Consider the following 26,523-nt stretch of genomic DNA (forward strand, 5'->3'; position numbering starts at 1 on the left):
CCCATTTTGCACAGGGGTTTGGAACTATTTATTAGAATCATACAGACACACCCCCAATCCAGAATAGCTTCGCGGCCGAAAACAACCATTTTCCATGTCCACCCCCCAGATTCGCATTAAAGCTCTTGAGGATGTCCTGAATCGTGCCCCCCGCTTCGTGGACCCCCCCTCACAGAAGATCAGCGAGTATTTCGGCGCCAATGTCTTCGGGGAGGACGCCATGCGCATGTTCCTTACGGAGGATGCGTGGTACGCGGTGCGCCAGGCCATGCATCACGGCAATCGGATCGACCGGAAGTTGGCGGACCAGGTGGCCAGCGGCATGAAGGAATGGGCCGCCACCAAGGGCGCAACGCACTACACCCATTGGTTCCAGCCGCTAACCGGCCTGAGCGCAGAGAAGCATGATGCCTTTTTCGAGCCCATCGGCGGCGGGCGCAGCATCGAGCGCTTCGATGGCAGCATGCTGGTGCAACAGGAGCCCGATGCCAGCAGCTTCCCCAGTGGGGGCATCCGCAACACCTTCGAGGCACGCGGTTACACTGCTTGGGATCCCGGCAGCCCAGCCTTCGTGATCGGCCGCACCCTTTGCATCCCTACCATTTTCATCAGCTACACCGGCGAGGCCCTCGACTACAAGATGCCGCTGCTCCGCGCCATCCGTGCCATCGATGAGGCAGCCACCCAGGTGGCCCAGTACTTCGACAAGGATGTGGCCAAGGTGACCTGCACCCTCGGTTGGGAGCAGGAGTACTTCCTCATCGACAAAGCCCTCTTCTTCGCCCGGCCCGATATCATGATGACCGGCCGAGCCCTTTTCGGCCACATCCCCGCCAAAGGCCAGCAGTTGGAGGACCACTACTTCGGCAGCATCCCCGACCGCGCCCGTGCATTCATGCGTGAATTCGAGACCGAGGCCCTCATGCTCGGCATCCCCGTGAAGACTAGGCACAACGAGGTCGCCCCGAACCAGTTCGAGTGCGCGCCGGTGTTCGAGGAACTCAACCTCGCCGTGGATCACAACGTGCTGCTTATGGACGTGATGGAGAAGGTGGCGCAGCGCCACGATTTCCGTGTCCTCTTGCATGAAAAGCCTTACGCAGGGGTGAACGGCAGCGGCAAGCATAACAACTGGAGCCTGGCCACCAATACGGGCGTGAACCTGCTGAAGCCAGCAAAGACCCCGAAGGAGAACATCCGTTTCCTCACCTTCTTCGTCAACACCATCGCGGCCATCCATGCCAATGCCGATGTGCTGCGCGCCAGCATCGCCAGTGCAGGCAACGACCATCGCTTGGGAGCGAACGAGGCCCCGCCGGCCATCATCAGCGCCTTCATCGGTGACTACCTCGGAGGCCTGCTCGATGGACTGGAGAAGAACCTCAAAGGGGCCATGACCCCCGACCGCAAGACAGAGCTGAAGCTCGACATCGGCCGCATCCCGCCGGTGATGCTCGACAACACTGACCGCAACCGCACCAGCCCCTTCGCCTTCACGGGCAACAAGTTCGAGTTCCGCGCGGTGGGCAGCAGCGCCAATTGCGCTGGGCCGATGACCGTGCTCAACACCATCGTAGCCGCACAGCTCAGGGCCTTCAAGAAGGAAGTGGATGCGCTGATCGAAAAGGGAACGAAGAAGGATGAAGCCATCCTGCGCGTGATCCGCGACCTCATTGTGCGCAGCAAGGCCATCCGCTTCGAGGGCAATGGCTACGGCGACGAATGGGTGAAGGAGGCGATGAAGCGCGGCTTGAGCAACATCAAGGACACCCCCCGCGCACTTGATGTCTGGAGCCGCAAGGAGACCGTGAAGCTATTCGATGAGCTGGGCGTCCTCAGTCCCGTTGAGACTGAAGCCCGGCATGAGATCGAGCTGCACAGCTACACCTTGAAGATCCAGATTGAGAGCCGTGTGGTGGGCGACCTGGCCCAGAACCATGTCGTGCCTGTGGCCATTGCTTACCAGAACCGCCTGATCGAGAATGTACGCGGACTCCGCGAGGTGCTGAGCCCCGAGAAGGCCAAGACGGCCACTGCAACGCAGATCCGCCTGATTGAAGAGATGAGCGAGCATGTTAGCGCTGTGGTCTCCTTGGTGGAAGAAATGATCGAGGCCCGCAAGAAGGCCAACGCCATTGAAGAGCCGCGCGCCAAAGCCATCGCCTACTGCGATCAGGTGAAGCCCTTCCTCGAGCGCATCCGCTACCACGCCGACAAGCTGGAACTGCTCGTGGACGATGAATTGTGGCCCTTGCCCAAGATGCGCGAGCTGCTCTTCACCCGCTGAGCACCAAGGGAATCAGGCGGGGGTGGGGGCCGCAATCCTCGGCTTTCCAATGCCCTTTCCCCATTGGACGACTTGTATATCTTCGCCGCGACCCGATTGGAGCCACCATTTCACATGCTGATGACAACAAGGAAGATCCTGGCCAGCTTGGTGCTGTGCCTGCTCACCACGGCTTCGGCCATCGCGCAGGGCAACCGCTTGGCCAAAGAGGCGGACGACGCCTACCAGAGGGGCTTCTACTTCAACGCCATCGAGCTCTACAAGAAGGCGTACACCGTGGAGAAGAAAGCGGCCACCAAGGCCGAGCTCATCTTCATGGTGGCCGAGAGCTACCGCATGCTGGGCGATGCTCCTCAGGCGCAGGTCTGGTACGAGAAGGCCATCAAGGCGCAGCTCGCCGACCCCAGCCCCTATTTCTGGGCTGCTGAAATGCAGAAGCAGCAAGGCAAATACGCCGATGCCATCGCCAACTACAACAAGTACAAGGAGAAGAAGAGCAACGACCCTCGCGCCGACGCCGGGATCGCAGCCTGCCAGCAGGCCCAGAAGTGGAAGGACAGCCCCACGCGCTACAGCGTGGATCCGGAAGTGCTCCTGAACACCCCGCAATGGGATTTCAGCCCGGCCTTCGCCGATAAGAAGAATGAAACGGTGGTCTTCACCAGCAGCCGCCCAGCGGCAACCGGCAGTTCAACCGACGATATCACCGGCGATGCCTTCACCGACCTGTTCACCAGCACCCGCGACCGCTTGGGCAAGTGGAGCGAACCGGTGAAGCTCCCGCTCGAGATCAACAGCGAGGGCAACGAAGGCGCCCCGATCTTCAACAGCAAGCGCACGATCATGTACTTCACCCGTTGCCCCAGCGAGAAGAAGAAGGTGCTCGGATGCGACATCTGGATGAGCAAGAAGGTGGGCAACAACTACAGCGCCCCGGTGATGCTGAAGCTGAAGACCGAAGCTGGCAAGGAGGATTCGCTGAACATCGGCCACCCCGCTCTCGGCCCTGACGATGAGTTCCTCGTCTTCGCCAGCAACTATCCGTTCGCTGGGCATAAAGGCGGCCGTGACCTGTACAAGGTGGCGCTGAACAAGGATGGCATGCCTACTGGCCAGCCCGCCAACCTCGGTGCAGATATCAACACCGGTAAGGACGAGCTTTTCCCCTTCGTCCGCTTCGACGGGAATCTCTACTTCAGCAGCAGCGGCCATCCCGGCATGGGGGGCATGGACATGTTCGTTGCTGAGAAGACCGCCAACGGACTGTGGACCGCGCCCGATAACCTGAAGTCGCCGCTGAACAGCCCCGGCGATGATTTCGCAATCGTGTTCGATGGCGAGAACGACCGCGGATTCTTCACCAGCAGCCGAGCCGGAGGCAAGGGCCAGGACGATATCTGGCGCTTCTACATGCCCGACCTCGTCTTCGCCCTGCAAGGCAACGTTTATGACAAGCAGACCGGACTTCCGATCCAGAACGCCAAGGTGAGCGTGGTGGGCACCAACGGCAGCAACTTCAGCGCGCTCACCGATGAGAACGGCGGCTTCGCTTTCGTGGAGAGCGGCAAGGACCGTTACATCAAGGAAGAGACCAGCTACAGCATCCTGGCTGAGAAGGAAGGCTATCTGGTGGTGAAGGACCAGATCACCACGGTAGGTCTGAAGGAGAGCACCACCTTCGTGAAGGAGTACTTCCTGGAGCCGATCAAAGGCCCCATCGCGCTGCCGCAGATCCTCTATGATGTGGATGAGTTCTTCCTGCGTCCCGAGTCGAAAGACAGCTTGGAGACCTTGTACAGCACGCTGATGGACAATCCGAACATCGTCATCGAGCTTCGTTCACATACCGATGCTCGGCCGACCCGCAGGTACAAGGGCGGCAACAAGGAGCTCTCGCAGCTGCGTGCACAGAGCTGCGTGAACTACCTGATTGAGAAAGGCATTGCTGGGGACCGCATGGTGCCGGTGGGCATGGGCCCCGATGAACCGGTGATCGCGATGGATGTGATCAAGAAGATGGCCACCGCGGAGGAGAAGGATGCTGCGCATCAGAAGAACCGCCGCACCGACTTCAAGGTGCTGCGCACGGATTACGTGCCCAAAGAGAATTAGCGAACCGCACAACGGAAGGGCATCCACCACAGCGGCGGATGCCCTTCTTCTTTTGAACGGATGAACGGCCGATACGAGCAACGCGGTGTCTCCTCCAGCAAGGAGGATGTGCATAAGGCCATTGCCTCCTTGGACAAGGGCCTCTTCCCCCGTGCTTTCTGCAAAGTGGTGCCCGATGCGCTCACCGGCAGCACGGACCATTGCCTCGTTATGCACGCCGACGGTGCAGGCACCAAATCATCGCTCGCCTACGCTTATTGGAAGGAGACCGGCGACATCAGCGTTTGGCATGGCATCGCGCAGGACGCCGTGGTGATGAACCTTGATGACCTGCTTTGCGTGGGCGCCGTGGATGGGATCCTGCTCAGCAGCACCATTGGCCGTAACAGGCGCCTGATCCCCGGTGAAGTGGTGAGCGCGCTGATCGAGGGCACCGAGAGCTTCCTCGCGTCCATGCGCGCGCAGGGCATCGGCATCAGCAGCACCGGAGGCGAAACCGCCGATGTGGGCGATCTGGTGCGCACCGTGATCGTGGACAGCACCGTGGTGTGCCGGATGAAGAGGGCAGACGTGATCGACAATGCGCGGATCAAGTCCGGCGACGTGATCGTCGCATTGGCCAGTGATGGCCAAGCCGCCTACGAGCATTCCTACAATGCGGGCATGGGCAGTAACGGCCTCACCAGCGCTCGGCACGATGTGTTCGCGAAGGAACTTGCCGCCAAGTATCCGGAGACCTTCGACCCTGCAACACCTGCGGAACTTGTTTACAGTGGCCAAGCGCGGCTCAACGATCCATTGGAAGGAACGCCGCTCGATTTCGGCAAGGCCGTGCTCTCGCCCACGCGAACCTATGCTCCAGTGGTTAAGAAGGTGCTCGACGCCATGCGCCCGGAGATCCACGGCATGGTGCATTGCAGCGGCGGTGCGCAGACCAAGGTGCTGCATTTCGTAGAAGGACTCCGGATCATCAAGGACGACCTCTTCTCAACGCCACCGCTCTTCGCGGCGATCCAAGGGATGAGCGGAACGAGCTGGCAGGAGATGTACAAGGTCTTCAACATGGGCCACCGTCTGGAGTTCTACGTGCAGCCCGCGCGCGCCGAGGAGATCATCGCCATATCGAAGTCATTCGGCATTGCCGCCAAGGTCATCGGCAGGGTGGAGGCCGCGCCAACGAAGGAGGTGGTGCTCACCAGCGCGCATGGCCGTTTCACTTACGCCTAACCTTCCCATCGTGCATTCATCCGTGCCATCCGTGGAAGTATACCCATGAGTGATCTCCTCGCCAAGCTCTCTTCGCTGCATGACCGTCGCACCGAGATCGGCAAGCAGCTGGCGGACCCCGCCGTGATCGCTGACCAAAGGAAGTTCGTCGAGCTGAACCGAAGCTACCGGGACCTCGAGCCCATCGAGCAGGCCTTCTTCCGGTTCAAGAAGCTTCACGACGACCTGAGCGGCGCCGAGGAGATGCTGCGCAGCGAAAGGGACCCGGACCTGCTGGAGATGGCCCGTGCTGAACGCGACCAGAGCCGGGCGGGCATCGAAGCGATGGAGGAGGAGGTGCGCATGATGCTGGTGCCGAAAGATCCGAACGATGCGCGCAACTGCACCATGGAAGTCCGTGCGGGCACTGGCGGTGATGAGGCGAGCCTTTTCGCGGGCGACCTGTTCCGCATGTACAGCCGCTACATCGAGGGCCGCGGCTGGAAGATCGAGGTGGCCGATGTGAGCGAAGGCACAGTGGGCGGTTACAAGGAGGTCATCTTCAACGTGATCGGCGAAGGCGCATACGGCGTGCTGAAATTCGAGGCCGGTGTGCACCGGGTGCAGCGGGTACCAGCCACTGAGGCGCAAGGCCGGATCCATACCAGCGCAGCCACGGTGAATGTGCTGCCTGAGGCCGAAGAGTCCGATGTGGATGTGAAGGAGAGCGATGTGAAGATGGAGACGGCGCGGAGCGGCGGGGCCGGTGGCCAGAACGTGAACAAGGTGGAGACCAAGGTGCGCCTCACGCACATCCCCACCGGCACCGTGGTGATGTGCCAGACCGAGCGCAGCCAGCTTGGCAACCGGATGAAGGCCATGCAGATGCTGCGTACGAAGCTCTATGAGGAGCAGGTGCTGAAGCAGGAGGCCGCCGTGGCCGCGCACCGCAAGAGCCAGGTGAGCAGCGGCGACCGCAGCGCCAAGATCCGCACCTACAACTTCCCGCAGAGCCGCGTCACCGATCACCGCATCGAGCTCACTGTTCACAATCTGCCGCAAGTGCTCAACGGCGATCTGCAGGACATCATAGACGCGTTGCAGCTGGCCGAGCGCACCGAGAAGCTCAAGGCGGAGGCCGGGCTCTGAAGCCACGGCTACCTTGTGCACTCCACGCATCATGGAGAAGCACCTCCGCGCTTTGCGGTTCATCATGGCCCTCGTGGTCGTCGCGCTGGCAGCGCTGATGGCTTGGCTCCTGGCGATTGATGAGGCGGCATTCGATGCCATGGTTGACCGGAGCTTCGGCTATGGTGCGATCCCCGATTATCCAGATAAGCTACCCTTGCCAACACGCATCAGCCTGATCTGGGCTGCTTCGTCATGGGCTGCTGCGGCGTGTATTGTGGCCTCATGGCCGCGGCTGGCCAGAGCACTGTGCACCGCAGTTTCCGGCGCTTGGCGGTGCGGCCGTGCGGCGGTTGCACGAACCTGGGCCTCGATGACGATGCGGGAACGCTGGGTCTTCGCGCTCGCATTGCTCGCCTGCACGGTCATGCGCATCGCCTTTGCGGTCGCCGATCCGCCCATGCTCGATGAAGTGCTCAATTGGCTGCTCTTCGGTGACCGTGGACCGCTTGTGGCCCTCACGTGGTATGCAGCGCCGAATAACCACATCGGCCATACGTTGCTGGCTTCGATCACCGGCCTGCTGCGCGTGGATCCCTTGCTTGCCTTGCGAGCACCTTCGATCATCGCAGCAGGTCTTGCACAAGGTGCGCTTTACATGCTTCTGCGGCGGATATGCGGCCCTGCGCCGGCGCTCCTCGCCGTGGCTTTCGCGATGGCTTCGCCCCTTGTGCTCTATTTCGATCATCTGGGCCGGGGCTATGCCATGGTGCTGCTGGCCTTCACAATGGGCTTCGGTTCCGCAGCGCTTTGGTTGAAGACCCGCGATCCTCGTGCGCTTCACCTGCTGGTGATCGCAGCAATGCTCGGGGTGTTCGTTACGCCATCGGTCCTCTACGGCTTTGGCGCGCTATTGGGATCGCTCATGCTGTTCAGGCATGAGCGTTCGCACGTGATGCACGCTGTTGCAAGGGCCGTGATCGGCATTGCATTGCTGTATGCTCCGTCGCTGATCGTGAGCGGCCCAGCGGCGTTCCTGGACAACCCTTGGGTGCGCCCGATTGGCTACGCGGCCATGGCCGAAGCCTATTGGCCGCACATGAAGCTGGCATTCGAAGGCCTCGTGGGATTTCGTTCCGGCTTGCTCTCAGCGATTACGGTGGTCCTGCTGGCCTCTGCATTCACGCGAAATGAGCGGCAAAGGCTCGCTGTCCTGTGCGCATCCTTGGTCGCCTTGGCCTTGGCACTCCCGTTCATTCATGGCGTGTTGCCCTTCGAGCGGGTCTTCGTATTCCTGATCGTTCCATTGGCTGCTTCCATCGGCTTGCTGGTGCAACGGTTGCTGACGTTCGGAGCCGCGGGTTGGATGCTGCTGCCCATCGCGTTGATCCTGTTCGCGGGCCAGACCGTCCGTTTGCGAAAGGCATTGCCGATTGCCGAGGCCGATGCTTTCCGCGCCGATGGGGCCTGCTGGGCTCTGAATTCTTACGCACCGAAGCGCATCATCGGTCAGGCGCAACCGCTTTCATCCTATGCCCTTTTCGATTTCAAGCGTGGCGGTTACCCGGCAGGTGCATGTTTCGATGTCATTGGCGCCGGGCAATCGCCTGCGCGCTCAGGCGCGGTCTTCATTGGTTCGGTGGCTGATTTCAATGAGCCCAGCGGCGACTCGCTCCTTTTCACCGATGAGGGCACGGATGCGATCTGGGTCATCAGCTCCGCCCCTTCGCCCTAGAGGCTTTCCATGTCCGGCTGGTTCGAAAGTGATGGCCGTCACGCGGCAGGGCTGCGTACAGGGCTAACTTGCACGATCCGCAACCAAAATGGTCGCGCGATTGTTACATGCGCATGAAGCACCGCGCCATACTCCTTGCCCTCCCGGCTTTGATTGCCGGGTGCCGAACCGACGAGCCGGTGACCCCCGCACCGTCGGCCCCCACCAGTGCCGTCTTGCGCGTGCATGTGGTTCCTGAGTGGGAAGGGCAGCCGTTCCAAGCCTTCACTGAGTACCGGGCACCTGGCGACATCCGTTTCCAAGCGGAGATGCTGCGCTTCTACTTGAGTGATATCCGTGCGGTGAGCGCGTCGGGAGAGGAGTTGCTCAGTACCGTGAAGCTCCTCGACCTTGGCAATGGCGCAAGCAGCTTCGACCTGAGCGTTCCCGAGGGGACCTGGCTTGGTCTTCGTGCAGGGCTGGGCCTGCCGCACGACCTCAACTATACCAATGTGGCGCTCTATGGCGATAGCCACCCCATGAGCGTGAACACCGGCATGTACTGGAGCTGGGCCACGGGCTACAAATTCGTGCTGTTCGATGGGCGCTTCAATCCGGATCCTCTCAGCACGGGCGCTTTGCTCTCGCCATTTTCCGTGCACACGGGGATGGACACCTGCTACACTACGGTTGATCTCTTCCCCGCGCTGCCCTTCAGCACAACGAAAGGACTGACAACCGATGTGACGCTCCGTGTGAAGGTGGACGGCTTCCTGCAAACCCCCGAAGAGACGATTGACGTTGTGACGGAGAACCAATCGCACGGCGCCAATTACCCGCTGGCGCTGAAGCTCACGCGCAATGTGAAGCGCAGCCTCAGCCTTGAATGATGCGGTGGACGGTGATCATCTGCGCGCTTGTCCTGCTGGCTTCTTGCCGGCATGCCACGGATGAGCTGCCGGAACCGGACCGCCCCTTCAACCTGCTGTTGCCTCCGGGTTTTCCAGCGATTAATGCACCAGACGACAACCCGATCACCGAAGCGAGCGTGGCCTTGGGCAAGGAGCTGTTCTTCGACACGCGGCTGTCGCGAACTGGGACGGTCTCATGCGCTTCGTGCCATTTCCCCGACCATGCCTTCAGCGACACGCTTCCGCTGAGCTTCGGCGTGGATGGCCTGGCCGGCATGCGCAACGCAGCCCCGCTCATCAACCTCGCCTGGCACAACGGCTACTTCCGTGATGGAGGCGTGCCCACCCTCGAGCAGCAAGCCATCGCCCCGATTCATGACCCGTTGGAGATGGATTTCAGCATTACGCGCGCCGCTGCCGACTTGCGGAACCTGGAGCCTTATGCCTCGTTGAGCAGGCGAGCATACGGCAAGCCGATGGATGCCTATGAGCTCACACGCGCATTGGCGGCCTACCAGCGCACCCTGGTCAGCGGCTGGTCGCGCTATGACCGTTTCCTGAGCGGCGACGCCTTGGCATTGAGCGCAAGTGAGCAGCATGGACTGGCTCTCTTCAGGAGCGATGAGCTCAATTGCACGGCCTGCCACAACGGCTTCGATCTGAGCGACCACGGCTATCACAATGTGGGGCAATACCTCACCTATGCCGATCCCGGCCGTGAGCGCATCACGCTGGTCCCCTCGGACAACGGCAAGTTCAAGACCCCCTCCCTCCGCAACATCGCGCTCACCGCTCCGTACATGCACGACGGCAGCATAGCCACTTTGGAGGAGGTGATCGACTTCTTCGCCAGCGGCGGGCTGCCCCATGCGAACCGCGACCCCGAAATGCAGAGCTTTGCGCTGAGCCCGCAGGACAAGGCCGATCTGATCGCCTTCTTCCATGCCCTGACCGACGAGCGACCCATTGATCAAGTGCCATGAGGAGCCTCATCCGAATCAGCCTGTTCGCCGTTGTCGCATTGGCCGCCTGTCGGCCGGAGCCTGAACCGGTCGAGACCGACGATGGCGGCGGCAGCCACACCGCCACACCCTACACGTTGGCCATCCCGGCCAATTTCCCGCCGATGACCATACCATCGGACAACCCCATGACGGTGGAAGGGGTGAAGCTGGGGCGCTACCTCTTCTACGAGGAACGACTGAGCGGCAACAACACGCAGAGCTGCGCGAGTTGCCACGCGCAGGCTTTCGCCTTCAGTGATCATGGCAGCCAATTCAGCACCGGTATCGATGGCTTGCAGGGCGACCGCAACAGCATGGTGCTGCAGAACCTGGGCTGGGAGACGCGCTTCTTCTGGGACGGGCGCGCGATGACGCTCGAAGACCAGGTCCTGCAGCCGGTGGAGAACCCGATCGAGATGCACGAGACCTGGCCCAACGCCGTGGCCAAGCTCCAAGCGGATCCCGCTTACCGCGAGCTGTTCCATGATGCGTTCGGGACGTCGAGCATCGACAAGTACAAAGCGGCCAAGGCCATGGCGCAGTTCCTGCGCACCATGATCAGCGGCAACTCGCGATTCGATCAATTCCAGCGTGGGGAGATCTTCCCGACGTTGCTCGAGCAAGGCGGGATCCTGCTCACGCAGCAAGAGGGCGGCGACCCTGCGAATGGGCTGGGGGGGCAATGGGGCGCTGATTGCTTCCACTGCCACCCGCATGGCGGCGCACGGTTCACCGATGGGCTGCTTCGCAACAATGGCCTCGACAGCCAGTTCACGGACCTTGGGCTTGGCGGGATCACGGGCCTGCCGCAGGACATGGGCCTGTTCAAGACGCCCTCGCTTCGCAACGTGGCCGTGAGCGCGCCGTACATGCACGATGGGCGTTTCGGCACCTTGGAAGAGGTGATCGAGCACTACAACAGCGGCGGCCATCCTTCGCCCACGATCAGCCCATTCATGAAGTACACGGTTGGCGGGCTGCAACTCACGCAGGAGAAGAAGGATCAGCTGATCGCCTTCCTGAACATGCTCACGGATCCGGAGTTCCTGAGCAATCCGGAGTTCAGCGATCCGGGTCCGCCGTGACCTTACGCGGTGGGTCGGGGCAATTGCTCAGATGAAGACGGCTCGAAGGGGTGAGCTTAAGCGCACCGCGCTTCAAGCAGCATCCATGCGCTCCTGTTCGGGCGACCAAGCGTAGCAGCGCAGCTTATCAGCGAAGACCTCTGGCTTGAAGAGGCTCTGGCCCAGCAGCAGGCGAGCGCATTCCTGCACGCCCTCGGTGATGCTGGGGTGCGGATGGATCAGGTTGGCCAGCTCATGCACCGGGATGCCCAGCTTGATCATGAGGCTCACGGCTTCGATGGCGCTGCTCGCGTGCTCGCCCACGGCACGCATGCCCAGGATGCGCATCTCAGGATTATCGGTGACGATCACCTTGAAGAAACCCTTGGTGCGCCGCATGGCAATGGCGCGGGCGAGGCACGAGTAATCGACTCGCGCCATCCGATAGGCGATGCCGCGTTTCTGGCATTCCTGTTCATTCAATCCTACTCCCGCGACCTCGGGCTCCAGGAACATGATGGTGCTGATGTTGTCATAAGTGAGCCCCACCGGCACGCAGCCCGCGATGCATTCTGCGGCATGACGCCCCTCCATCTCGCCCAGGTTCACGAGCATGTTGGTCCCTGTGGCATCGCCCACCGCATGGATGTGCTGAACACTGGTGCGCGTGCCGTGCACCTCGATGTTCCCGGTCCTGGGATCGGTGCGCACGCCAGCTGCGGCCAGGTCGAGCCGGTCGGTATTGGCGATCCTGCCCACGGAGAGCAGGGCCTTGTGCACCCGCACTGTCTCCGCGCGGCCGTCCGGGTATGAAAGACGGTATTCCACTTCATTTCCCTCATGATCGGGATCGATGGAGGTGATGCATTCGAGTTTCGCCTGGCGATGGATGATGACGCCGCGCCGTTCGAGGCTTTGTGCCACCACTTCGCTCACGTCGGCATCCTCGAAGGGCAGGATCCGCTCAGCGCGGTCGATGAGGTGGACGCGCGTATTGCCCAGCAGCGAGAAGATCGTCGCGAATTCGCAGCCGATCACGCCGGCGCCGATGATGACGATGCTGCGCGGGTATTCCTCCAGGCTGAAGATGCCGTCGCTGGTGAGGATCCGGCGCTCGTCGGTCTCAATGCCGGGAAGGTGGCGCGGCCTGCTGCCTGTTGCGATGATGACATGATCGGTGCGCACATCAAGGACATGATTGGGCCGTTGTATCCTGATCACATTGGGGTCCAGGAAATGGGCCTCGCCGCGCTCATGCTGGAATCGTCCATTCCCCTTATGCGAGGCCAGGAGCTGCATATGGCACGCATAGAGGTATTTGCGCTCGAATGCGGCTTCGTTCACGGCTTTCATCACCTCGCTCCAATCGAGGCGGAAAGGTTCGCGGCCACGGGTGCGCATGAGCGCGTTGGCGTTGGAAGCGCGCTGCGCGATCTCCCACATGGTCTTGGAGGTCAGGGCGCCGTTATAGATGCCCGTGCCGCCGATCCTGTCGCGCTCCACCAGGAGCACGCGCTGTCCGAGGTCGATGCCGCGCATGGCGGCAGCGTAACCAGCGGGTCCGCCGCCGATGACGCAGAGGTCGTAGTGCTCCATGGGGATGATGCTGCCGATGCGGCAACACGCTCATACGGCCAGCATGCGCCTTGGTTCGCGCTTAGGCAGGTTTGGCCGGGTGCGGCGCGCGGTTCGTCTTCGCTTCAGCCTTCGGCGTATCCGCAGGGTTCAGGAACGCGTAACAGCGGCGGAACAGGATCGCACGCGTGGGTACCATTCGCCGCTTCAGCCTCGCCGGTATCGCATCGACAGCCTCGATGGTAGCGGCAGCCCAATGCCCGCAGCTCTATGATTACTACGGGACACCCTCGGCCAATCCGCAGTGGTACAGCTGCAGCGGCACGAACTTCACCTTGGTGGTAGCCACACCGCAGACACTAGGTGCATATAGCATCAACTGGGGCGATGGCAGTCCTGTGCAGAACGGCGCTGCCTTGATGCCGCCCATGACGGTGACGCACCTGTACCCGGCTGCCGTGGCCACCTACACCATAACATTCACCGAGATCGCCACAGGCTGCGTGATCACGGGCAGCCTCACCATGGAGCAGAGCTCCAGCGCCAGCATCCAGATTCCTGTGGGCGGCCTCACCCAGGTATGCGCACCTCATCCGGTGGACTTCATCAACAGCAGCACCAACGTCTCGCCGAACACGGTATTCACGTGGGACTTCGGTGATGGGTCACCGATCCTCACGTTCGACCATACGAATCTCGGACAGACCGTGACGCACACCTACATGCCCGGAACGGTCGACTGCGAGACCACGGTGCAGCTCACCGCCGAGAACACCTGCAACACCCTGCAAGGCGGAGCCTCCCTGGCAACCTTCAATCCCATCCGAATCTGGGATATCGATGACGCCAGCATCGCCGCAAGCGCCACCCTGCTCTGCTGGCCCGACCGCACGGTCACCTTCGCCAACACCACGGACCGCAACTGCCTTAACCAGGGCAACATCTTCCAGCGCTACGAGTACTGGAACTTCGGAGACTACTGGGGCACGGGCCAGGATTCGATCATCGACTGGACGCCTTGGCCGCCGACATTCCCGCGTGTGATCCAGTACCCGGGCATCGGCACTTATGAGGTGATGCTGCTCGACAGCAACTACTGCGGCATCGATACCGCCCTCATCCAGATCACGATCGTACCGCCGCCTTCGGTGTCGCTGACGGTGGCTCCCGATACCATCTGCGCGGGTGAGACGGCCTTCTTCGATGAGACCACTTCCGGCGGGGCCAATTACTTCGAGTGGAACTTCGGCGCAGGTGCAGGCTTTCAATGGACGGGCGCGGGGGACCAAGCGCACACCTACAACACCGCAGGGGCCTACACGGTCTCTTATGCGGCAAGCATCCAAGGCGCAACAGCGGGTTGCGCCGATACGGCATCCGTGACCGTTGTCGTGCTGCCCATCCCCACCGCTGATTTCGTGCTTGACAACAATGCGGCGTGCGACTCGCTCACGGTGACGATCACCGATCAAAGCGTGAGCGCTATCCAGTACTCGTGGGACTTCGGCGATGGCACCACGAGCAACAGCCCGAATCCGCCGCCGCATTTCTACGGTGCGCCCGGCACCTACATCATCGCCCTCACCGTGACCAATGCGCTGGGCTGCACCCACAGTTTCAACCGCACGGTGAACGTGTACGCGCCACCCACCGTGGGCATCCAGGTGGCCAACCTCTGCTTCGGTGAGGTTGCGCAATTCACCCCTGTGATCGGCACCGATCCCGGCAATCCGGTCACGAGCTGGGTCTGGGACTTCGGCGATGGCGGGACGGATTCGGTCGAGTTCCCTGCGCACCAGTACTCGGTGGCGGGTCCCTACACCATCACGCTTACGGTGAACACGCCGTACTGCGGCAACACCGGAACGCAAGCGGTGAATGTGCAAGCACGCCCGAATGCCTCATTCACGCCGGTGCCTGTGCTGGGCTGCTCGCCCATGAACGTGAGCTTCACGAATACGAGCACTGGCGCGGCGCAGCACCTTTGGCTCTTCGGCGATGGCAGCACGGCCACCACCACCGATGCTGCGCACACCTTCACCAACCTCGGCTCCACGGACACGGTCTTCACCGTCACGCTGATCGCAAGCTCGCTCTATGGATGTGCTGATACCGCCACCGTCGACATCACCGTGGCTCCGGGCGTGTTCGCTGGCTTCAGCCACAATGCGGTGCCCGGTTGCGCGCCCATGGATGTGAGTTTCGTGAACAGCAGCACGGGCGCTGCGACCTACTTGTGGGACTTCGGCGATGGCAGCACGAGCTCGACGATGAATCCCGCGCACACGTATGTGAACATCACGTTATTCCTGAGCATCCACACGGTATCGCTCACGGCCTTCTCACCCGCTGGCTGTCAGGCAATGGTGACACAGCAGGTGATGGTCTATCCCACGCCAGACTTCTCGTTCGTGGCGCAACCCGATAGCGGCTGCAGCCCGCTCACGGTCACCTTTCCCAGCGTGGTGGGCGCGGTAAGCTATGGCTGGGACTTCGGTGATGGCAGCACTGGCACCGGTCCTTCGCCGACGCACACCTACTTCAATGGCACAGCCAATGATCAGTCCTTCGGCATCACGCTCGTAGGTGCGAATGCGTTCGGATGCGCGGACACGGCAACTGCGAGCGTGCTGGTTTTCCCGAATCCGATCGCACAGATCTCCGCCTCTCCGCTCATCGGCTGCCATCCGTTCACCGCGCAGCTCACCAACGGGAGCACGGGCGCGAGCAGCTACGCCTGGGATTATGGGGATGGCCTGCAGAGCGATACCTCGGCCACGGTCCATGGGCACACGTGGTACAACTTCCCCGGTCCTGGTACGATCTCTTATCCGGTGAGCCTCACGGCCATGACCGATCATGGCTGCACCAGCACGGCTACGGCTAATGTGCAGGTGCATCCGCAAGTGACGGCGGGCTTCGTTCAGCCCCCTGATGGCTGCGCCCCGCATGCAGCGAGCTTCATCAATACAAGCACTGGTGCGAGCAGCTACCAGTGGAGCTTCGGCGATCTGCAGGTCAGCACTGCTACTTCCCCGCAGCACACCTATTTCAATCAAGGATTGAACGATGCCGCGTTCAACGCCCAGTTGATCGCGACCTCCGCCTTCGGGTGCAGCGATACCATCGCAGCGCCGATCCTGGTGCATCCGCAGCCGATCGCGCAATTCATCCCCGGCGTGCTCAATGGCTGTCAGCCGCTGAACGTGCCCTTCCAGGACCTCACGATCGGTGCGGTGGCCTCGCAATGGAGCTTCGGCGATGGCAGCGCGCTCGATACCGTGCCCGGCAATCAATCGCACAGCTATGCGCACGCGAGCGCTGTCCCGGTCGCCTTCAACCCCCAGCTGATCGCGACGAACGGCTTCGGCTGCAGCGATACTTCGTCCGCGGCGATCGATGTCTACCCGGCGATCACTGCAGCATTCAGCGTTGTCGCCACCGGCTGCTCGCCGCTCACCGTGCAGCCGCAGAACTTCAGCACGGGCGCGAGCAGCTACCAGTGGGACATGGGTGATGGCATCACGCTGGTGGGCAGCAACCCTGCGCATACGTATGTGAACACGACTGCGGTGGACCAGATGCGCACCATCACGCTCACCGCCACTTCGCCCTATGGCTGCATCAGCGTCGCGCAGCAAGCAGTGGTTGTTTCGCCCGTGCCGCAGGCCGCCTTCATGGCCACGCCCTTCACGCAGCAGTTCCCCGATGCCACGGTAGCACTGAACAACACCAGCAGTCCCGGCAATTGGATGCACAGCTGGGATTTCGGTGACGGCAGCGCATCGGGCCTGCAACAGCCCGGCACGCACACCTATGTCACCTGGGGCACCTTCACCATCACTTTGGTGGTGAGCGGCACCACCTGCTCAGACACGGCCACTCAGCAGGTTACCATCACGCCACCGCTGCCTACCGTGAGCTTCATCGGGCAAGGCGAGGGCTGCGCACCGCTGACGGTCAACTTCACGAATACGAGCCTACTGGCGCAGAGCTACCAATGGAACTTCGGGGATGGCGGCACCAGCACGGCCGATAACCCCACCTACATCTACAACGTACCAGGGGTCTATTCCGTGACCCTCACCGCATTCGGCGTGGGAGGCGCGGTGAACACCATGACCAAAGTGGACAGCATCGTCGTACGGCCGAGGGCGAACGCCTTCTTCGTGCTGCAACCCACCACGGTGATCGTGCCTTCGCAGCCGGTCTTCACATACAACCTGAGCGCGAATGCCGATCAATTCACCTGGGACTTCGGCGATGGCACCACCAGCAACGCGTTCAACCCCACGCACTACTACCAGCAGGCAGGCACCTTCGACGTGATGTTGATCGCCGACAATCAATGGAACTGCCCCGACACCTTCACGGTTGTCGGCGCTACCACAGGGGAGGCAAGCGGCGACCTTGAGTTCCCCAATGCCTTCACGCCCGGCAGCGGACCGACCGACGGCCAGTACGACCCCATGGGCTATGACAATGACCACTTCTTCCCGAAGTACGAAGGTGTGGAGCGCTACCGCCTGGAGGTCTTCAACAGGTGGGGCGAGCTGGTCTTCGTGAGCGAGGATGTGCGGCGCGGCTGGGACGGCTGGTACAAAGGCGCACCCGCCAAGCAGGATGTCTATGTCTGGAAATGCAGCGCAACCTTCAGCGATGGCCGGGAAGCCGTACTGAAGGGTGACGTCACCCTTTTACGTTGAACCATGGAACGCAAACTCTCCACGCTCATCGCCGTATCGATCGCCGCTGGCGCTTTCGCTCAAGCGGGCTACAAGCGGCCGCACAACCAGATGCTTGATGAAGCCAAGGCGCACTTGGCCGCTGAGGACTATGGCGAGGCCGCACGTTTGTACAAGAAGCTGCTCCCAGTCGATACCGCCTTCGTGGAGGTGTACTACGAGTATGGCGTTTGCCTGGCGAATCTGCCTGGCCAGCGGGACAAATCGGTGCCGCATTTGGAGCGTGCCGTGCGCGGCGGTCATACTGAAGCGCATCATGAATTGGCCTTGCAGCGCCATCGCCAGCAACGCTTCGATGAAGCCGCCGATCTCTTGCATCGCTACAAGCAGCTCAATTACCGCATGGTGAAGGACACGGAAGTCGAACGCCTGATCACCATGGCTTCAACCGCGAAGGATCTGGTGAAGCGGCCCATCGAGATCGACATACGCAACATGGGCGCCTTGATCAATTCCCCTCAGCACGACTACTGCCCTTTAGTGACAGCCAATGGCAATACGCTCTATTTCACGAGCCGCCGCGAAGGCACAACGGGCAACCTGAAGGACCCTACGGGTCAGTGGCTGGAGGACATCTATGTGGCGAAGCGCATCGACGAGGTGTGGACCAACGCAGTGAACGCAGGCGCTCCGCTCAATACCAATACGCACGATGCTACTGTGGGCCTCGCCCCCGATGGGAGCAGCATGATCGTCTATCATACCAGCCAGGACCTCGTTGCAGGTGATCTCTTCGAAACGCGCTTGCACGCAGGCAAATGGCAGGCTCCGGTGCTCATGACGGCTCAGATCAACAGCAAGCACCACGAGCCTAGCGCCAGTATCGCGCCAGGCGGAGATGAGATCTATTTCACCAGTGACCGTCCGGGCGGATTCGGCGGCCGCGACCTATACCGCATCCGTCGCCTGCCCACCGGCGAATGGAGCCTTCCGCTCAACCTGGGCCCGCAGATCAACACCGCCTTCGACGAGGACGCTCCTTTCATGCACAGCGATGGCATCACGCTGTTCTTCAGCAGCAAAGGCCATGGCACCATGGGAGGCTATGACATCTTCAAGGCTACCCTCACGGATCCTGACATGAACGGTTGGGGCCTGCCCGAGAACATGGGCTATCCCCTGAACACCGTTAACGATGACATCTACTTCTGCCTGAGCGAGGATGGATACACGGGCTATTTCAGCAGCGAGCGTCCCGGCGGCTTGGGCATGCAGGACATCTACCAGGCCGTTTTCCCAGGCAGTCAGCTGAATTACGTGGTGGCCCGTGGCGTAGTTGCTGATGCGAATGATGAGCCATTGAAGGCGCGCCTCCTGGTCACCGATGAAATGGGTGACGAGGTGGTGGGCGTGTTCAATACCAACGAGGCCACTGGCCGCTACATCATGGTTCTCGACCCTGGTCAGAAATACAACCTGAGCGTGGATGCACCCGGTTACGCCATTCACCGCGCGGTGATCACGGCCAAGCCTACTGACATCGACGGCCGCGAAATGGCGCTCGATATCCAATTGGAGCGCGACGCATCGGTGCAGCGGATGAAGTAACATGAATGGGCTGCGCACGAGAGCAACGCTGTCCGGGCTGCTTGCGGCGATTGCGCTGACGGCCCAGGATGCGCAGTTCTCTCAGTTCTACGCGATTCCGACTTTCGTGAGCCCGGCATTCGCCGGCACCGGCCTTCAAACGCGCATGGGCCTTGCGGTGCGCGACCAATGGCCTGCATTCCCGGGCGCTTTCGTCAGCAGCAACTTCGCGGTCGACCATTACATGCCCGGTGTGAATAGCGGTGTCGGCCTGCTGGTCTCGCACGATAGGGCAGGCAGCGGGGCCTTGCGTTACAGCAGCGTCACCGGGCAATACGCCTATGAGATCGAACTGAAGCGGAAGGTCTTCCTGAGGCCCGCCCTGCAGATCGGCTGGGCCAACCATGCCGTCGATTACTCGAAGCTCGTCTTCGGTGACCAGCTCGCGCGAGGCGGGAGCGTGGGAACTTACGAGTACCTCAATGGCGCCAGCGTCAACTACGCTGATTTCGGCGGAGGGCTGCTCTATTTCACGCCGAAGTATTGGCTGGGCACTGCTTTCCATCACCTCAACCGCCCGAACCAGTCGCTGCTCGGCAATGAGACGCGCATGCCCATCAAGTTCAGCATGCACGGCGGATGGCGAACCACTTTCCGCACCCCCATCATCAAGGAGCACCCGCAGAGCCTCGTGCTCGCCTTCAACTACAGGGCTCAAGCGAAGTATGACCAGCTCGACATCGGCGGCTATTTCGAGAGGGCTCCGTTCTATGCGGGCCTTTGGTACCGGGGTATCCCGCTGCTGAAGCGCTATGCACCCGGGTATGCCAACCGTGATGCGCTGGCTTTCCTAGGCGGTGTCATCGTGAATGACCTGCGTATCGGATACAGCTACGACCTCACCGTTTCCCGCTTAGCTGGACAGAGCGGCGGCGCGCATGAGATCACCTTGGGATACGAGATGGCCTCGCGCGGACGGAAGCGCAGCATGAGCCGGCGGCGCGTGGTGCCATGCGCGAAGTTCTAGCCAAGCGAGGTTGGGGTTCGTGGTCGGCGCGCTGACTGCCGCGCTGGTTGGGAATTGGAGGTTGTCGGGCCGCACAACCCCCAGCCAGCTCCTGAATCAACCTTCAACCCGCCTTTTCGGATAGGATCAACCACCGATCCATCATCCGGTCCAGCTCTGCGATTGCCCTCTCGAGCGCAATGCTCTGCTCCATCATCAGATGGTGGTCGTTTCCGCCTTTGGCCATGACCTCGAGCAGCTCCTCTTTCCGCGCTTCCAGCTTCGGCATCTCTTTATCGATGCGCGCGAGCTCCAGCTTCTCGGCGTAAGTGAGCCTTTTGCGCGCGCTTTCATCCGGCGAAGTCACCGCGAGGCCCTGCGCAACGGTCTTGACGCCTTTGTCCGGGCTCTCCTTGCGAGCTGCTCCCGCCCGGGCATTCCGGGCCTCTCGTAGCTCGGTATAGCTGCCCACCCACTCTTTGATCTTCCCATCGCCTTCGAAGACGAGGAGCTTGGTGCAGAGCTTATCCATGAAGAAACGGTCGTGGCTCACGATGAGCAGGCAAACGTCCAGATCGGTCAGGAAATCCTCCAATGCATTCAGCGTGGGGATGTCCAGGTCATTGGTGGGCTCGTCGAGGATGAGCACGTTGGGATTCCTCATCAGCACCGTGCACAGGTAAAGGCGCCGCCTCTCGCCACCGCTGAGCGTGCTCACGTACTGCCATTGCTGCTCTTTGTCGAAGAGGAAGCGCTCCAGAAGGCCGGATGCCGTCAGCGTCTTCCCTTTGTTCAACGGGATGATCTCCGCGATGTCGCGCACCACATCGATGATGCGCTTATCGTCAGTGAGCTGCAGCCCTTGCTGGCCGAAGGTGCCGAGCATCACCGTATCGCCGATGCTCACGGTGCCCGCATCGGGCGGTGTCCTCATCGCAAGCAGGTCGAGGAAGGTGCTTTTGCCGATGCCATTCGGGCCCACGATGCCGATGCGGTCGCCACGCTTGAGCGAATAGGAGAAGCCGGTCACGATGGGCTTATAGGTCTCGGGCTTTCCGCGTTCGCCCCAGCCCTTTGTGAGGTTGCGCACTTCGATCACCTTGCCCCCGAGGCGCTCGGTCTTGACGTCGATCCTCACTTCCTCGCGTGAGAAGTCGCGCGTGGCATCGGCCTTGATCCGGTCGAAAGCATCCAATCGGCTCTTGCTCTTGGTGCCTCGTGCACGAGGCATTTTACGCACCCACTCCAGCTCGCTGCGCATCAGCCCGCGCAAGTGCTGCTGCGTGGCGTCGCGCACCTCATCGAGCAATGCCTTCTTCTCCACGTAGTAGCTGTAGTTGCCCTTGAATCGCGTGAACTCCCCGAACTCCATCTCGATGATCTCGTCGCAGACGTTATCCAGGAAGTAGCGGTCGTGCGTCACCAGCAGCAGTGTGAGATTGGGGGCGCTCAGCTCGTCCTCCAACTGCTCGATCATGTGCACGTCCAAGTGGTTCGTCGGCTCATCCAGGATCAGCACATCAGGGGCATGGATGAGCACCTTTGCCATGGCGAGGCGCTTCTGCTGCCCTCCGCTCAGGGTGTTCACCGGCTGCTCCATGTCCCTTAGGCCGAAGCGGTGCAGCAGCACCTGAACATGGGCCTCGAAGTCCCAAGCGTTCAGCTCCGACATGCTGTCGATGGCGCGCTGCATGGCTGCGCCCTCCAAGTGGCGGGCAACGGCGTGCTCGTACGCGCGCACCGCATTCGTCACAGGGTCGTCCTGATCCAGCATCTCATCCACCAGGCTGTGGGTGGCGGTCATGCTCACGCTCTGGTCCAGGTAACCTGCGCGGATCCCCCGGTTGAAGGTGATGATGCCGCTATCCGGCTTCTCCACGCCGGCGATGCACTTCAACAAGGTGCTCTTGCCCGTGCCATTGCGAGCTACGATCGCCGTCTTCTGGCCTTTCTCCAACCCGAAGGAGATATCCTGGAAAAGTTGGCGCGGCCCGTAGCGTTTGGCGAGCTTCTCGACGGAGAGGACGTTCATGGGGAGGCGGGGGCGGAAGGGCGCGAAGGTCGGGCATCACATGGCAAGAGCCGTCCTAAGCCATGGCATCTACGTTTGCGGCATGCCTCGCACGCGCATCGCCCCCACGCCGAGCGGCTTGCTCCATGCGGGCAACGCCATCAATTTCCTCGATCACTGAAGAAATCGCGCATGGCATCGGCGCCAGCATCCGCCTGCGGATCGATGACCTTGACGCCGAGCGCATGCGGCCCACTTTCGTGGCGGATGTTTTCGATTCGCTCAGGTGGCTCGGCATCGATTGGCAGGAAGGCCCACGCGAAGCGGCGGATCACGAGCGCAACTTCTCCCAGCATGGCCGCAGCGGCCGCTACCTGGAGCAGATCGATTTGCTGAAGGAGCAGGGCGATCTCTATCCCTGCACATGCTCTCGTGCTGAGCATCGCAATGGCCGGTGCCCCTGCCGGAGCAAGTCCCTGCGCTTCGATGACCCGCGTGCCGCGTGGAGGCTCCGATTGCCGCAAGATGCGGAGGTGTGCATCATCGACCTTTTCGGCATGGAGCGTTGGCTGCGTCCCGCTGAGTCCATGCCCGATCCCGTGCTGCGCCAGCGAGCCGAGCTTGGGGCACGGCCTGCGTACCAGATCGCCTCGCTGATCGATGATGCCGATCACGGCATCACGCATATCATCCGGGGCAGCGATTTGCTTCCTTCATCGGTTTGCCAGCTCTACCTCGCGGAGCGGCTTGGTCTGGTGTCCTTTCAACAAGCGGTGTTCCTCCATCATCCGCTCATCACTGATGGCGCAGGCGCCAAGCTCTCGAAGAGCGCAGGCGCTGCATCCCTGAAAGCGATGCGCGCCAAGGGTCAAGGCCCCGGTGGGTTGCGTGATCAGGCAAGGGGCCTGCTTCAAGCAATGCGCGAGGAGGCGGATCAGAGCTCGGTGCCGTAGCGAACGATGCTCATGATCGTGAGCAGCGCAGCGAATACGCCGATGAGCAGCGCGGCGATCGCGAAGCCCTTGCCGGCCTGCTCGCGCCTGCGGATGCGCTTGATGCTCCAGCCGGCAAGGACCAGGGTGAGCACGATTGCGCCAATGAGCAGCCAGAGGTTGGTGCCGAAGCCCAGCACGATGGCGCTCACGCCTGAGGCGAATGCAGGCACGGCCAAGGCATTCCACTTCTTGCGGGGCATGATGTTCTCGTCCTCTTCCTGCCGGATGACCGGCTTGAGGGCGGTTGGTAAGCCGGTCAGTTGCGTGCGCCGGACGGCTTCCTTGATGGCGCGTTGATCGGCAAGGGTCGCGGTGAACGGAGGTGCCGGCGTCGCAGCGGCCGTGATCGGAGCCCGTTCCTCAACCGTGGGTGCTAAGACCGGAAGATTCGCATGGCGGGATTCCAGATCGCGGATCCGTGTCCGCGGCTCCCTTCGCCGGGCATCCAGATCGATATGCCATCCGTTCGAATGCCTGCGATGCTGGATGCGCCGCTCTTGTACGGTGCTGCGCGAGCCACTGCAGGCCATGAGCAGGAGAACTGAGAAGAGCATGACCGTGCGCATGCAGCGAATGTACCCGGCTTGAGCGGCTCACATGTCCATATCGCCACCCGAGTTGCCGGGCTCCTGGCGCTGCTGTTGCCGTCGACGGAAGAGCGAGGTGTTCTGCTCGCCGAACTTCCAAGTCAACGTGAGGCGCACGAAGCGCATCTCGCGGCGGCGGAAGCTCTCTTGGTAGAGTGAAGGGGTGTCCACGATGTTCCCCCATTTTCGCGTGAAGAACACGTCGTTCACGCTCAGGAGCATGCTCACCTTGCGCGTCACGTCATGGTTCAGGCTGAAGTCGATCCCGTACTGCGCGATGCTTCGCCCTTGAGGCTGGATCCGCGGGCCTTCGTATTCGCCGTTCACCTGTGCATTCCAATCCTTCATGAAGCGCCAAGCGACCATCGCCTTCGCATTCCAGTTGAAGCCTTGATTGCGTGCGCCGCCATCGGTGCTGCGCAATGCCACGTCGGTGTACTGCAAGGTGCCGCTTACCGTGAGCTGCAGGCCGCTGATCGGCTCCAATTTCAATATGTTCTCCCATCCGCTGCTCATGCTGTAGCTGCCATTCACGAAGGTGTTGAGCAGGAGCGTGGTGTCCGAAGGCAGTGGTGTGGCGTAGCTGGTGATTGCATCCTGCGTGTGGCGGGCGAAGAAGCTCGTGAGCCAGGTGCCCTTGTCCTTCATGAAGGGCAGCAAGTGGTTCAACTCGGCCAAGGTGCTGAGCTCCGGTGCCAGTGCTGGATTGCCGATGCGCACGTTGCGGCTGTCGGCGTTCATCACGAAAGGCATGATCTGCCAGAAGTTGGGCCTGCTGATCTTGCGTGAGAGGTTCACCTGGATCTCGCGCATGCTCTTGTCCCATTTCCGGGAGAGGTAGATCCCGGGGAAGAGCGCCTTCGCGATGTTCTCCGCGCCGTTGGGGTAGCGGTAGCTGAAGGTGATGTCCTTATTGCGCACCACGGTCTCGAACCAGGTCTGCTCGAAGCGGAAGCCGGCTTGCAGGCCCCAGTGGTCGGTGAGCTTGCGCTGCCAATTCACGTAGGCGGCGTTGATGATGTCCGTGATCGCGTAATCGTTGGTGAGGCTCGTATCGAGCGCCAGCTCACCCGCCTGAGGCGAGGTCACGTAGGCGAGGAGATAGGTATCGTCGGCCTTCCAGCTCGATTTGATGCCGAACTCGAGCTTGTTGCGCTCGCCGATCGGCTCAATCCAATCGGCTTGGAGCGAGAACTGGTCGTATCGGCTGCCTCCGTTGTTGTCCTGTACGCGCGGGCTCGTTGGGAGGTCGTTGCCTGCCGCATCTCGGCCGTACTGCGCGAATTGCGCCACGCTGGCGCGGCTCCACGTGTTGTAGGTGAAGTCGGCGCCCCATTCCCGGCCTTCTTTCGGCGCTTTGCGGCGGAAGGCGAGGGTAGTGGTGGCGCTCATCGATTCGGTCGTGTTGCCGTTGCGCTGCTCGGCCGTGGAGAGCAATTCGTTCCCCGCGCCGCGCAGGATTGCATCGAGCTGGTCCGTGCCGCTGTGCTCATGGAAACGGAGATTCTGCGAGAAGCTCAGCAGATTCCGGTTGGTCACTTGCCAATCGGCGCTGAAGCGACCGCCGTGCACGGTGCGCGAATGCTCGCTGCGGGCCATCTGATCGAAGTAGCCGGTGGTGATGCCCGAGCTGCGTTCGGTGCGTTCGGTGCTGCCGTCGGTGAGATTGGTGCTCGTGTTGTAGTTATAGCCGAGGCCGAAGTTCCAGCGGCCTTCCTTCATGTTCAGGTTGAGCCCGCCCTGATAGCGGCCGTTGGTGCCGCCCCCGGCTTGCACCTGCCCGCTGTATCCGGGCTTCGTGGTCTTCTTCAGCACAACGTTGATGATGCCGCCCGTGGTGTTCGCGTCGAAGGCCACTGATGGATTGGTGATCACCTGGATCTTCTCGATGTCCTCCGCGGGTATCTGTTCAAGCGTCATGGAGGTTGGCCTGCCGTTCACCAGGATCTGCGGCGATGCCCCGCGCATCTGCACGTTACCGTCCAGGTCAACGCTGAGTCCGGGCACGTTCTTCATCACATCAACGCCGGTTCCGCCTTGCGCGCTCAGGTCCTTGTCCACGGCGAATACGCGGCGATCCACCTGCATGGTCATGGTGGCGCGCTCACCGGTGACCTCTACTTCGTTGAGCACCGCGGCATCCGGCTGCAGGTTGATGTTTCCCAGGTCCAGCTCGATGCGCTCGCGTGTGAGCCGCACCTGCTGCTCGAAGGGCTTATAACCGATGAAGGTGATGGTGATCTTCAGCGGCGGACCGACGGGGAGCTTGTCCACCTCGAAGTCGCCGTTGTGGCGCGTGATCGCGCCTCCGAGAATGCTGTCCTTGGTAGCGGGGCGGACGGCCACGGTGGTGTATTCGGCGCCCTTGCCCGTGCTAACGTCGATCACGCGTCCATAAACCCTTCCGATGGCAGGTGCGCCGCCCATTCCGCTATTCGGGCGTTGAGCGCTGGCGAATGCGGAAACGAATGCGAAGAGGATCACGAAGAGGGAGCGGACCGGCATGGCTGGCGAAAGTACCGTGATGGACTGCAGAAGGATTGGCCAGGGATGCACGGTGCCCTGAATAGATCGATCGATCAACATGTTTTCACGGACCAGTAAAAATGAAGGGGCCGCCTCGGATGAGACGGCCCCTCGTTCTTCTGGGT

General features: G+C 61.6%; 16 protein-coding genes. 12 read left to right on the forward strand and 4 right to left on the reverse strand.

The window, feature by feature from the left end:
* The first annotated feature begins 94 nt into the window (after positions 1 to 94).
* From IPK70_02430 to IPK70_02465, 8 genes are all read left to right on the forward strand, one after another.
* Positions 95 to 2,287: a glutamine synthetase III gene (locus tag IPK70_02430; GenBank protein MBK8226017.1), complete on the forward strand. Its 2,193-nt coding sequence runs from the start codon at positions 95 to 97 to the stop codon at positions 2,285 to 2,287.
* A 120-nt stretch (positions 2,288 to 2,407) separates the two neighbouring features.
* Complete coding sequence (locus IPK70_02435) at positions 2,408 to 4,399, forward strand: OmpA family protein (protein MBK8226018.1); 1,992 nt, start codon at positions 2,408 to 2,410, stop codon at positions 4,397 to 4,399.
* A 60-nt stretch (positions 4,400 to 4,459) separates the two neighbouring features.
* The gene (locus tag IPK70_02440; protein MBK8226019.1) at positions 4,460 to 5,626 is read left to right on the forward strand and encodes a phosphoribosylformylglycinamidine cyclo-ligase; all 1,167 of its coding nucleotides are present in this window, start codon (positions 4,460 to 4,462) and stop codon (positions 5,624 to 5,626) included.
* Between the two features lie 39 nt (positions 5,627 to 5,665).
* Positions 5,666 to 6,754 (forward strand): peptide chain release factor 1, encoded by a 1,089-nt coding sequence (gene prfA, locus IPK70_02445; protein ID MBK8226020.1) that lies wholly within the window; start codon positions 5,666 to 5,668, stop codon positions 6,752 to 6,754.
* Positions 6,755 to 6,785: 31 nt separating this feature from the next.
* Entirely contained in the window at positions 6,786 to 8,468 is a 1,683-nt protein-coding gene (locus IPK70_02450; protein ID MBK8226021.1) for a hypothetical protein, read from the forward strand.
* Between the two features lie 113 nt (positions 8,469 to 8,581).
* Positions 8,582 to 9,337 carry a hypothetical protein gene (locus IPK70_02455; GenBank protein ID MBK8226022.1) on the forward strand — a complete coding sequence of 252 codons (756 nt, stop codon included), beginning with the start codon at positions 8,582 to 8,584 and terminating at the stop codon, positions 9,335 to 9,337.
* Positions 9,337 to 10,341 carry a c-type cytochrome gene (locus tag IPK70_02460; protein ID MBK8226023.1) on the forward strand — a complete coding sequence of 335 codons (1,005 nt, stop codon included), beginning with the start codon at positions 9,337 to 9,339 and terminating at the stop codon, positions 10,339 to 10,341. Before IPK70_02455 ends, IPK70_02460 begins: the two co-directional genes overlap by 1 nt.
* Positions 10,338 to 11,447: a cytochrome-c peroxidase gene (locus tag IPK70_02465; GenBank protein MBK8226024.1), complete on the forward strand. Its 1,110-nt coding sequence runs from the start codon at positions 10,338 to 10,340 to the stop codon at positions 11,445 to 11,447. Before IPK70_02460 ends, IPK70_02465 begins: the two co-directional genes overlap by 4 nt.
* Before the next feature lie 72 nt (positions 11,448 to 11,519).
* On the opposite strand, the gene IPK70_02470 is transcribed toward IPK70_02465, so the two are convergent.
* On the reverse strand, positions 11,520 to 13,022 hold the full coding sequence (locus IPK70_02470) for an NAD(P)/FAD-dependent oxidoreductase (GenBank protein ID MBK8226025.1): 1,503 nt from the start codon (positions 13,020 to 13,022) through the stop codon (positions 11,520 to 11,522).
* Between the two features lie 218 nt (positions 13,023 to 13,240).
* Here IPK70_02470 and IPK70_02475 point away from each other — a divergent pair, with 218 nt between their 5' ends.
* From IPK70_02475 to IPK70_02485, 3 genes are read left to right on the forward strand one after another with little or no spacing between them, the layout of a single operon-like run.
* A complete protein-coding gene (locus IPK70_02475; protein MBK8226026.1) occupies positions 13,241 to 17,707 on the forward strand; it encodes a PKD domain-containing protein in 4,467 nt (1,488 codons plus the stop codon).
* Positions 17,708 to 17,710: 3 nt separating this feature from the next.
* Positions 17,711 to 19,294, forward strand: coding sequence for a PD40 domain-containing protein (locus IPK70_02480; protein MBK8226027.1), 1,584 nt, complete (start codon positions 17,711 to 17,713; stop codon positions 19,292 to 19,294).
* A 1-nt stretch (position 19,295) separates the two neighbouring features.
* Positions 19,296 to 20,300 (forward strand): PorP/SprF family type IX secretion system membrane protein, encoded by a 1,005-nt coding sequence (locus tag IPK70_02485; protein ID MBK8226028.1) that lies wholly within the window; start codon positions 19,296 to 19,298, stop codon positions 20,298 to 20,300.
* Positions 20,301 to 20,403: 103 nt separating this feature from the next.
* Here IPK70_02485 and IPK70_02490 read toward each other — a convergent pair whose 3' ends face one another.
* Positions 20,404 to 22,311, reverse strand: coding sequence for an ABC-F family ATP-binding cassette domain-containing protein (locus tag IPK70_02490; protein ID MBK8226029.1), 1,908 nt, complete (start codon positions 22,309 to 22,311; stop codon positions 20,404 to 20,406).
* Positions 22,312 to 22,436: 125 nt separating this feature from the next.
* On the opposite strand from IPK70_02490, the gene IPK70_02495 reads away from it, so the two are divergent.
* Complete coding sequence (locus IPK70_02495) at positions 22,437 to 23,243, forward strand: tRNA glutamyl-Q synthetase (protein ID MBK8226030.1); 807 nt, start codon at positions 22,437 to 22,439, stop codon at positions 23,241 to 23,243.
* On the opposite strand, the gene IPK70_02500 is transcribed toward IPK70_02495, so the two are convergent.
* Both IPK70_02500 and IPK70_02505 read right to left on the reverse strand, forming a co-directional pair.
* On the reverse strand, positions 23,225 to 23,851 hold the full coding sequence (locus IPK70_02500; protein ID MBK8226031.1) for a DUF4190 domain-containing protein: 627 nt from the start codon (positions 23,849 to 23,851) through the stop codon (positions 23,225 to 23,227). The two genes, IPK70_02495 and IPK70_02500, sit on opposite strands and share 19 nt — an antisense overlap.
* Before the next feature lie 27 nt (positions 23,852 to 23,878).
* On the reverse strand, positions 23,879 to 26,377 hold the full coding sequence (locus tag IPK70_02505; GenBank protein ID MBK8226032.1) for an outer membrane beta-barrel protein: 2,499 nt from the start codon (positions 26,375 to 26,377) through the stop codon (positions 23,879 to 23,881).
* Positions 26,378 to 26,523: the final 146 nt, after the last annotated feature.

The sequence above is a fragment of the Flavobacteriales bacterium genome (assembly GCA_016712535.1).
In the GTDB taxonomy this organism is placed as follows: Bacteria; Bacteroidota; Bacteroidia; order Flavobacteriales_F; family PHOS-HE28; genus PHOS-HE28.

Excerpts from the sequence above, each read along its gene's own strand:
- IPK70_02430 (MBK8226017.1), top strand. The coding sequence starts at position 95 with ATGTCCACCCCCCAGATTCGCATTAAAGCTCTTGAGGATGTCCTGAAT.
- IPK70_02435 (MBK8226018.1), top strand. The coding sequence starts at position 2,408 with ATGACAACAAGGAAGATCCTGGCCAGCTTGGTGCTGTGCCTGCTCACC.
- IPK70_02440 (MBK8226019.1), top strand. The coding sequence starts at position 4,460 with ATGAACGGCCGATACGAGCAACGCGGTGTCTCCTCCAGCAAGGAGGAT.
- IPK70_02450 (MBK8226021.1), top strand. The coding sequence starts at position 6,786 with ATGGAGAAGCACCTCCGCGCTTTGCGGTTCATCATGGCCCTCGTGGTC.
- IPK70_02455 (MBK8226022.1), top strand. The coding sequence starts at position 8,582 with ATGAAGCACCGCGCCATACTCCTTGCCCTCCCGGCTTTGATTGCCGGG.
- IPK70_02460 (MBK8226023.1), top strand. The coding sequence starts at position 9,337 with ATGCGGTGGACGGTGATCATCTGCGCGCTTGTCCTGCTGGCTTCTTGC.
- IPK70_02465 (MBK8226024.1), top strand. The coding sequence starts at position 10,338 with ATGAGGAGCCTCATCCGAATCAGCCTGTTCGCCGTTGTCGCATTGGCC.
- IPK70_02470 (MBK8226025.1), bottom strand. The coding sequence starts at position 13,022 with ATGGAGCACTACGACCTCTGCGTCATCGGCGGCGGACCCGCTGGTTAC.
- IPK70_02475 (MBK8226026.1), top strand. The coding sequence starts at position 13,241 with ATGGTAGCGGCAGCCCAATGCCCGCAGCTCTATGATTACTACGGGACA.
- IPK70_02480 (MBK8226027.1), top strand. The coding sequence starts at position 17,711 with ATGGAACGCAAACTCTCCACGCTCATCGCCGTATCGATCGCCGCTGGC.
- IPK70_02485 (MBK8226028.1), top strand. The coding sequence starts at position 19,296 with ATGAATGGGCTGCGCACGAGAGCAACGCTGTCCGGGCTGCTTGCGGCG.
- IPK70_02490 (MBK8226029.1), bottom strand. The coding sequence starts at position 22,311 with ATGAACGTCCTCTCCGTCGAGAAGCTCGCCAAACGCTACGGGCCGCGC.
- IPK70_02495 (MBK8226030.1), top strand. The coding sequence starts at position 22,437 with ATGCGGGCAACGCCATCAATTTCCTCGATCACTGAAGAAATCGCGCAT.
- IPK70_02500 (MBK8226031.1), bottom strand. The coding sequence starts at position 23,851 with ATGCGCACGGTCATGCTCTTCTCAGTTCTCCTGCTCATGGCCTGCAGT.
- IPK70_02505 (MBK8226032.1), bottom strand. The coding sequence starts at position 26,377 with ATGCCGGTCCGCTCCCTCTTCGTGATCCTCTTCGCATTCGTTTCCGCA.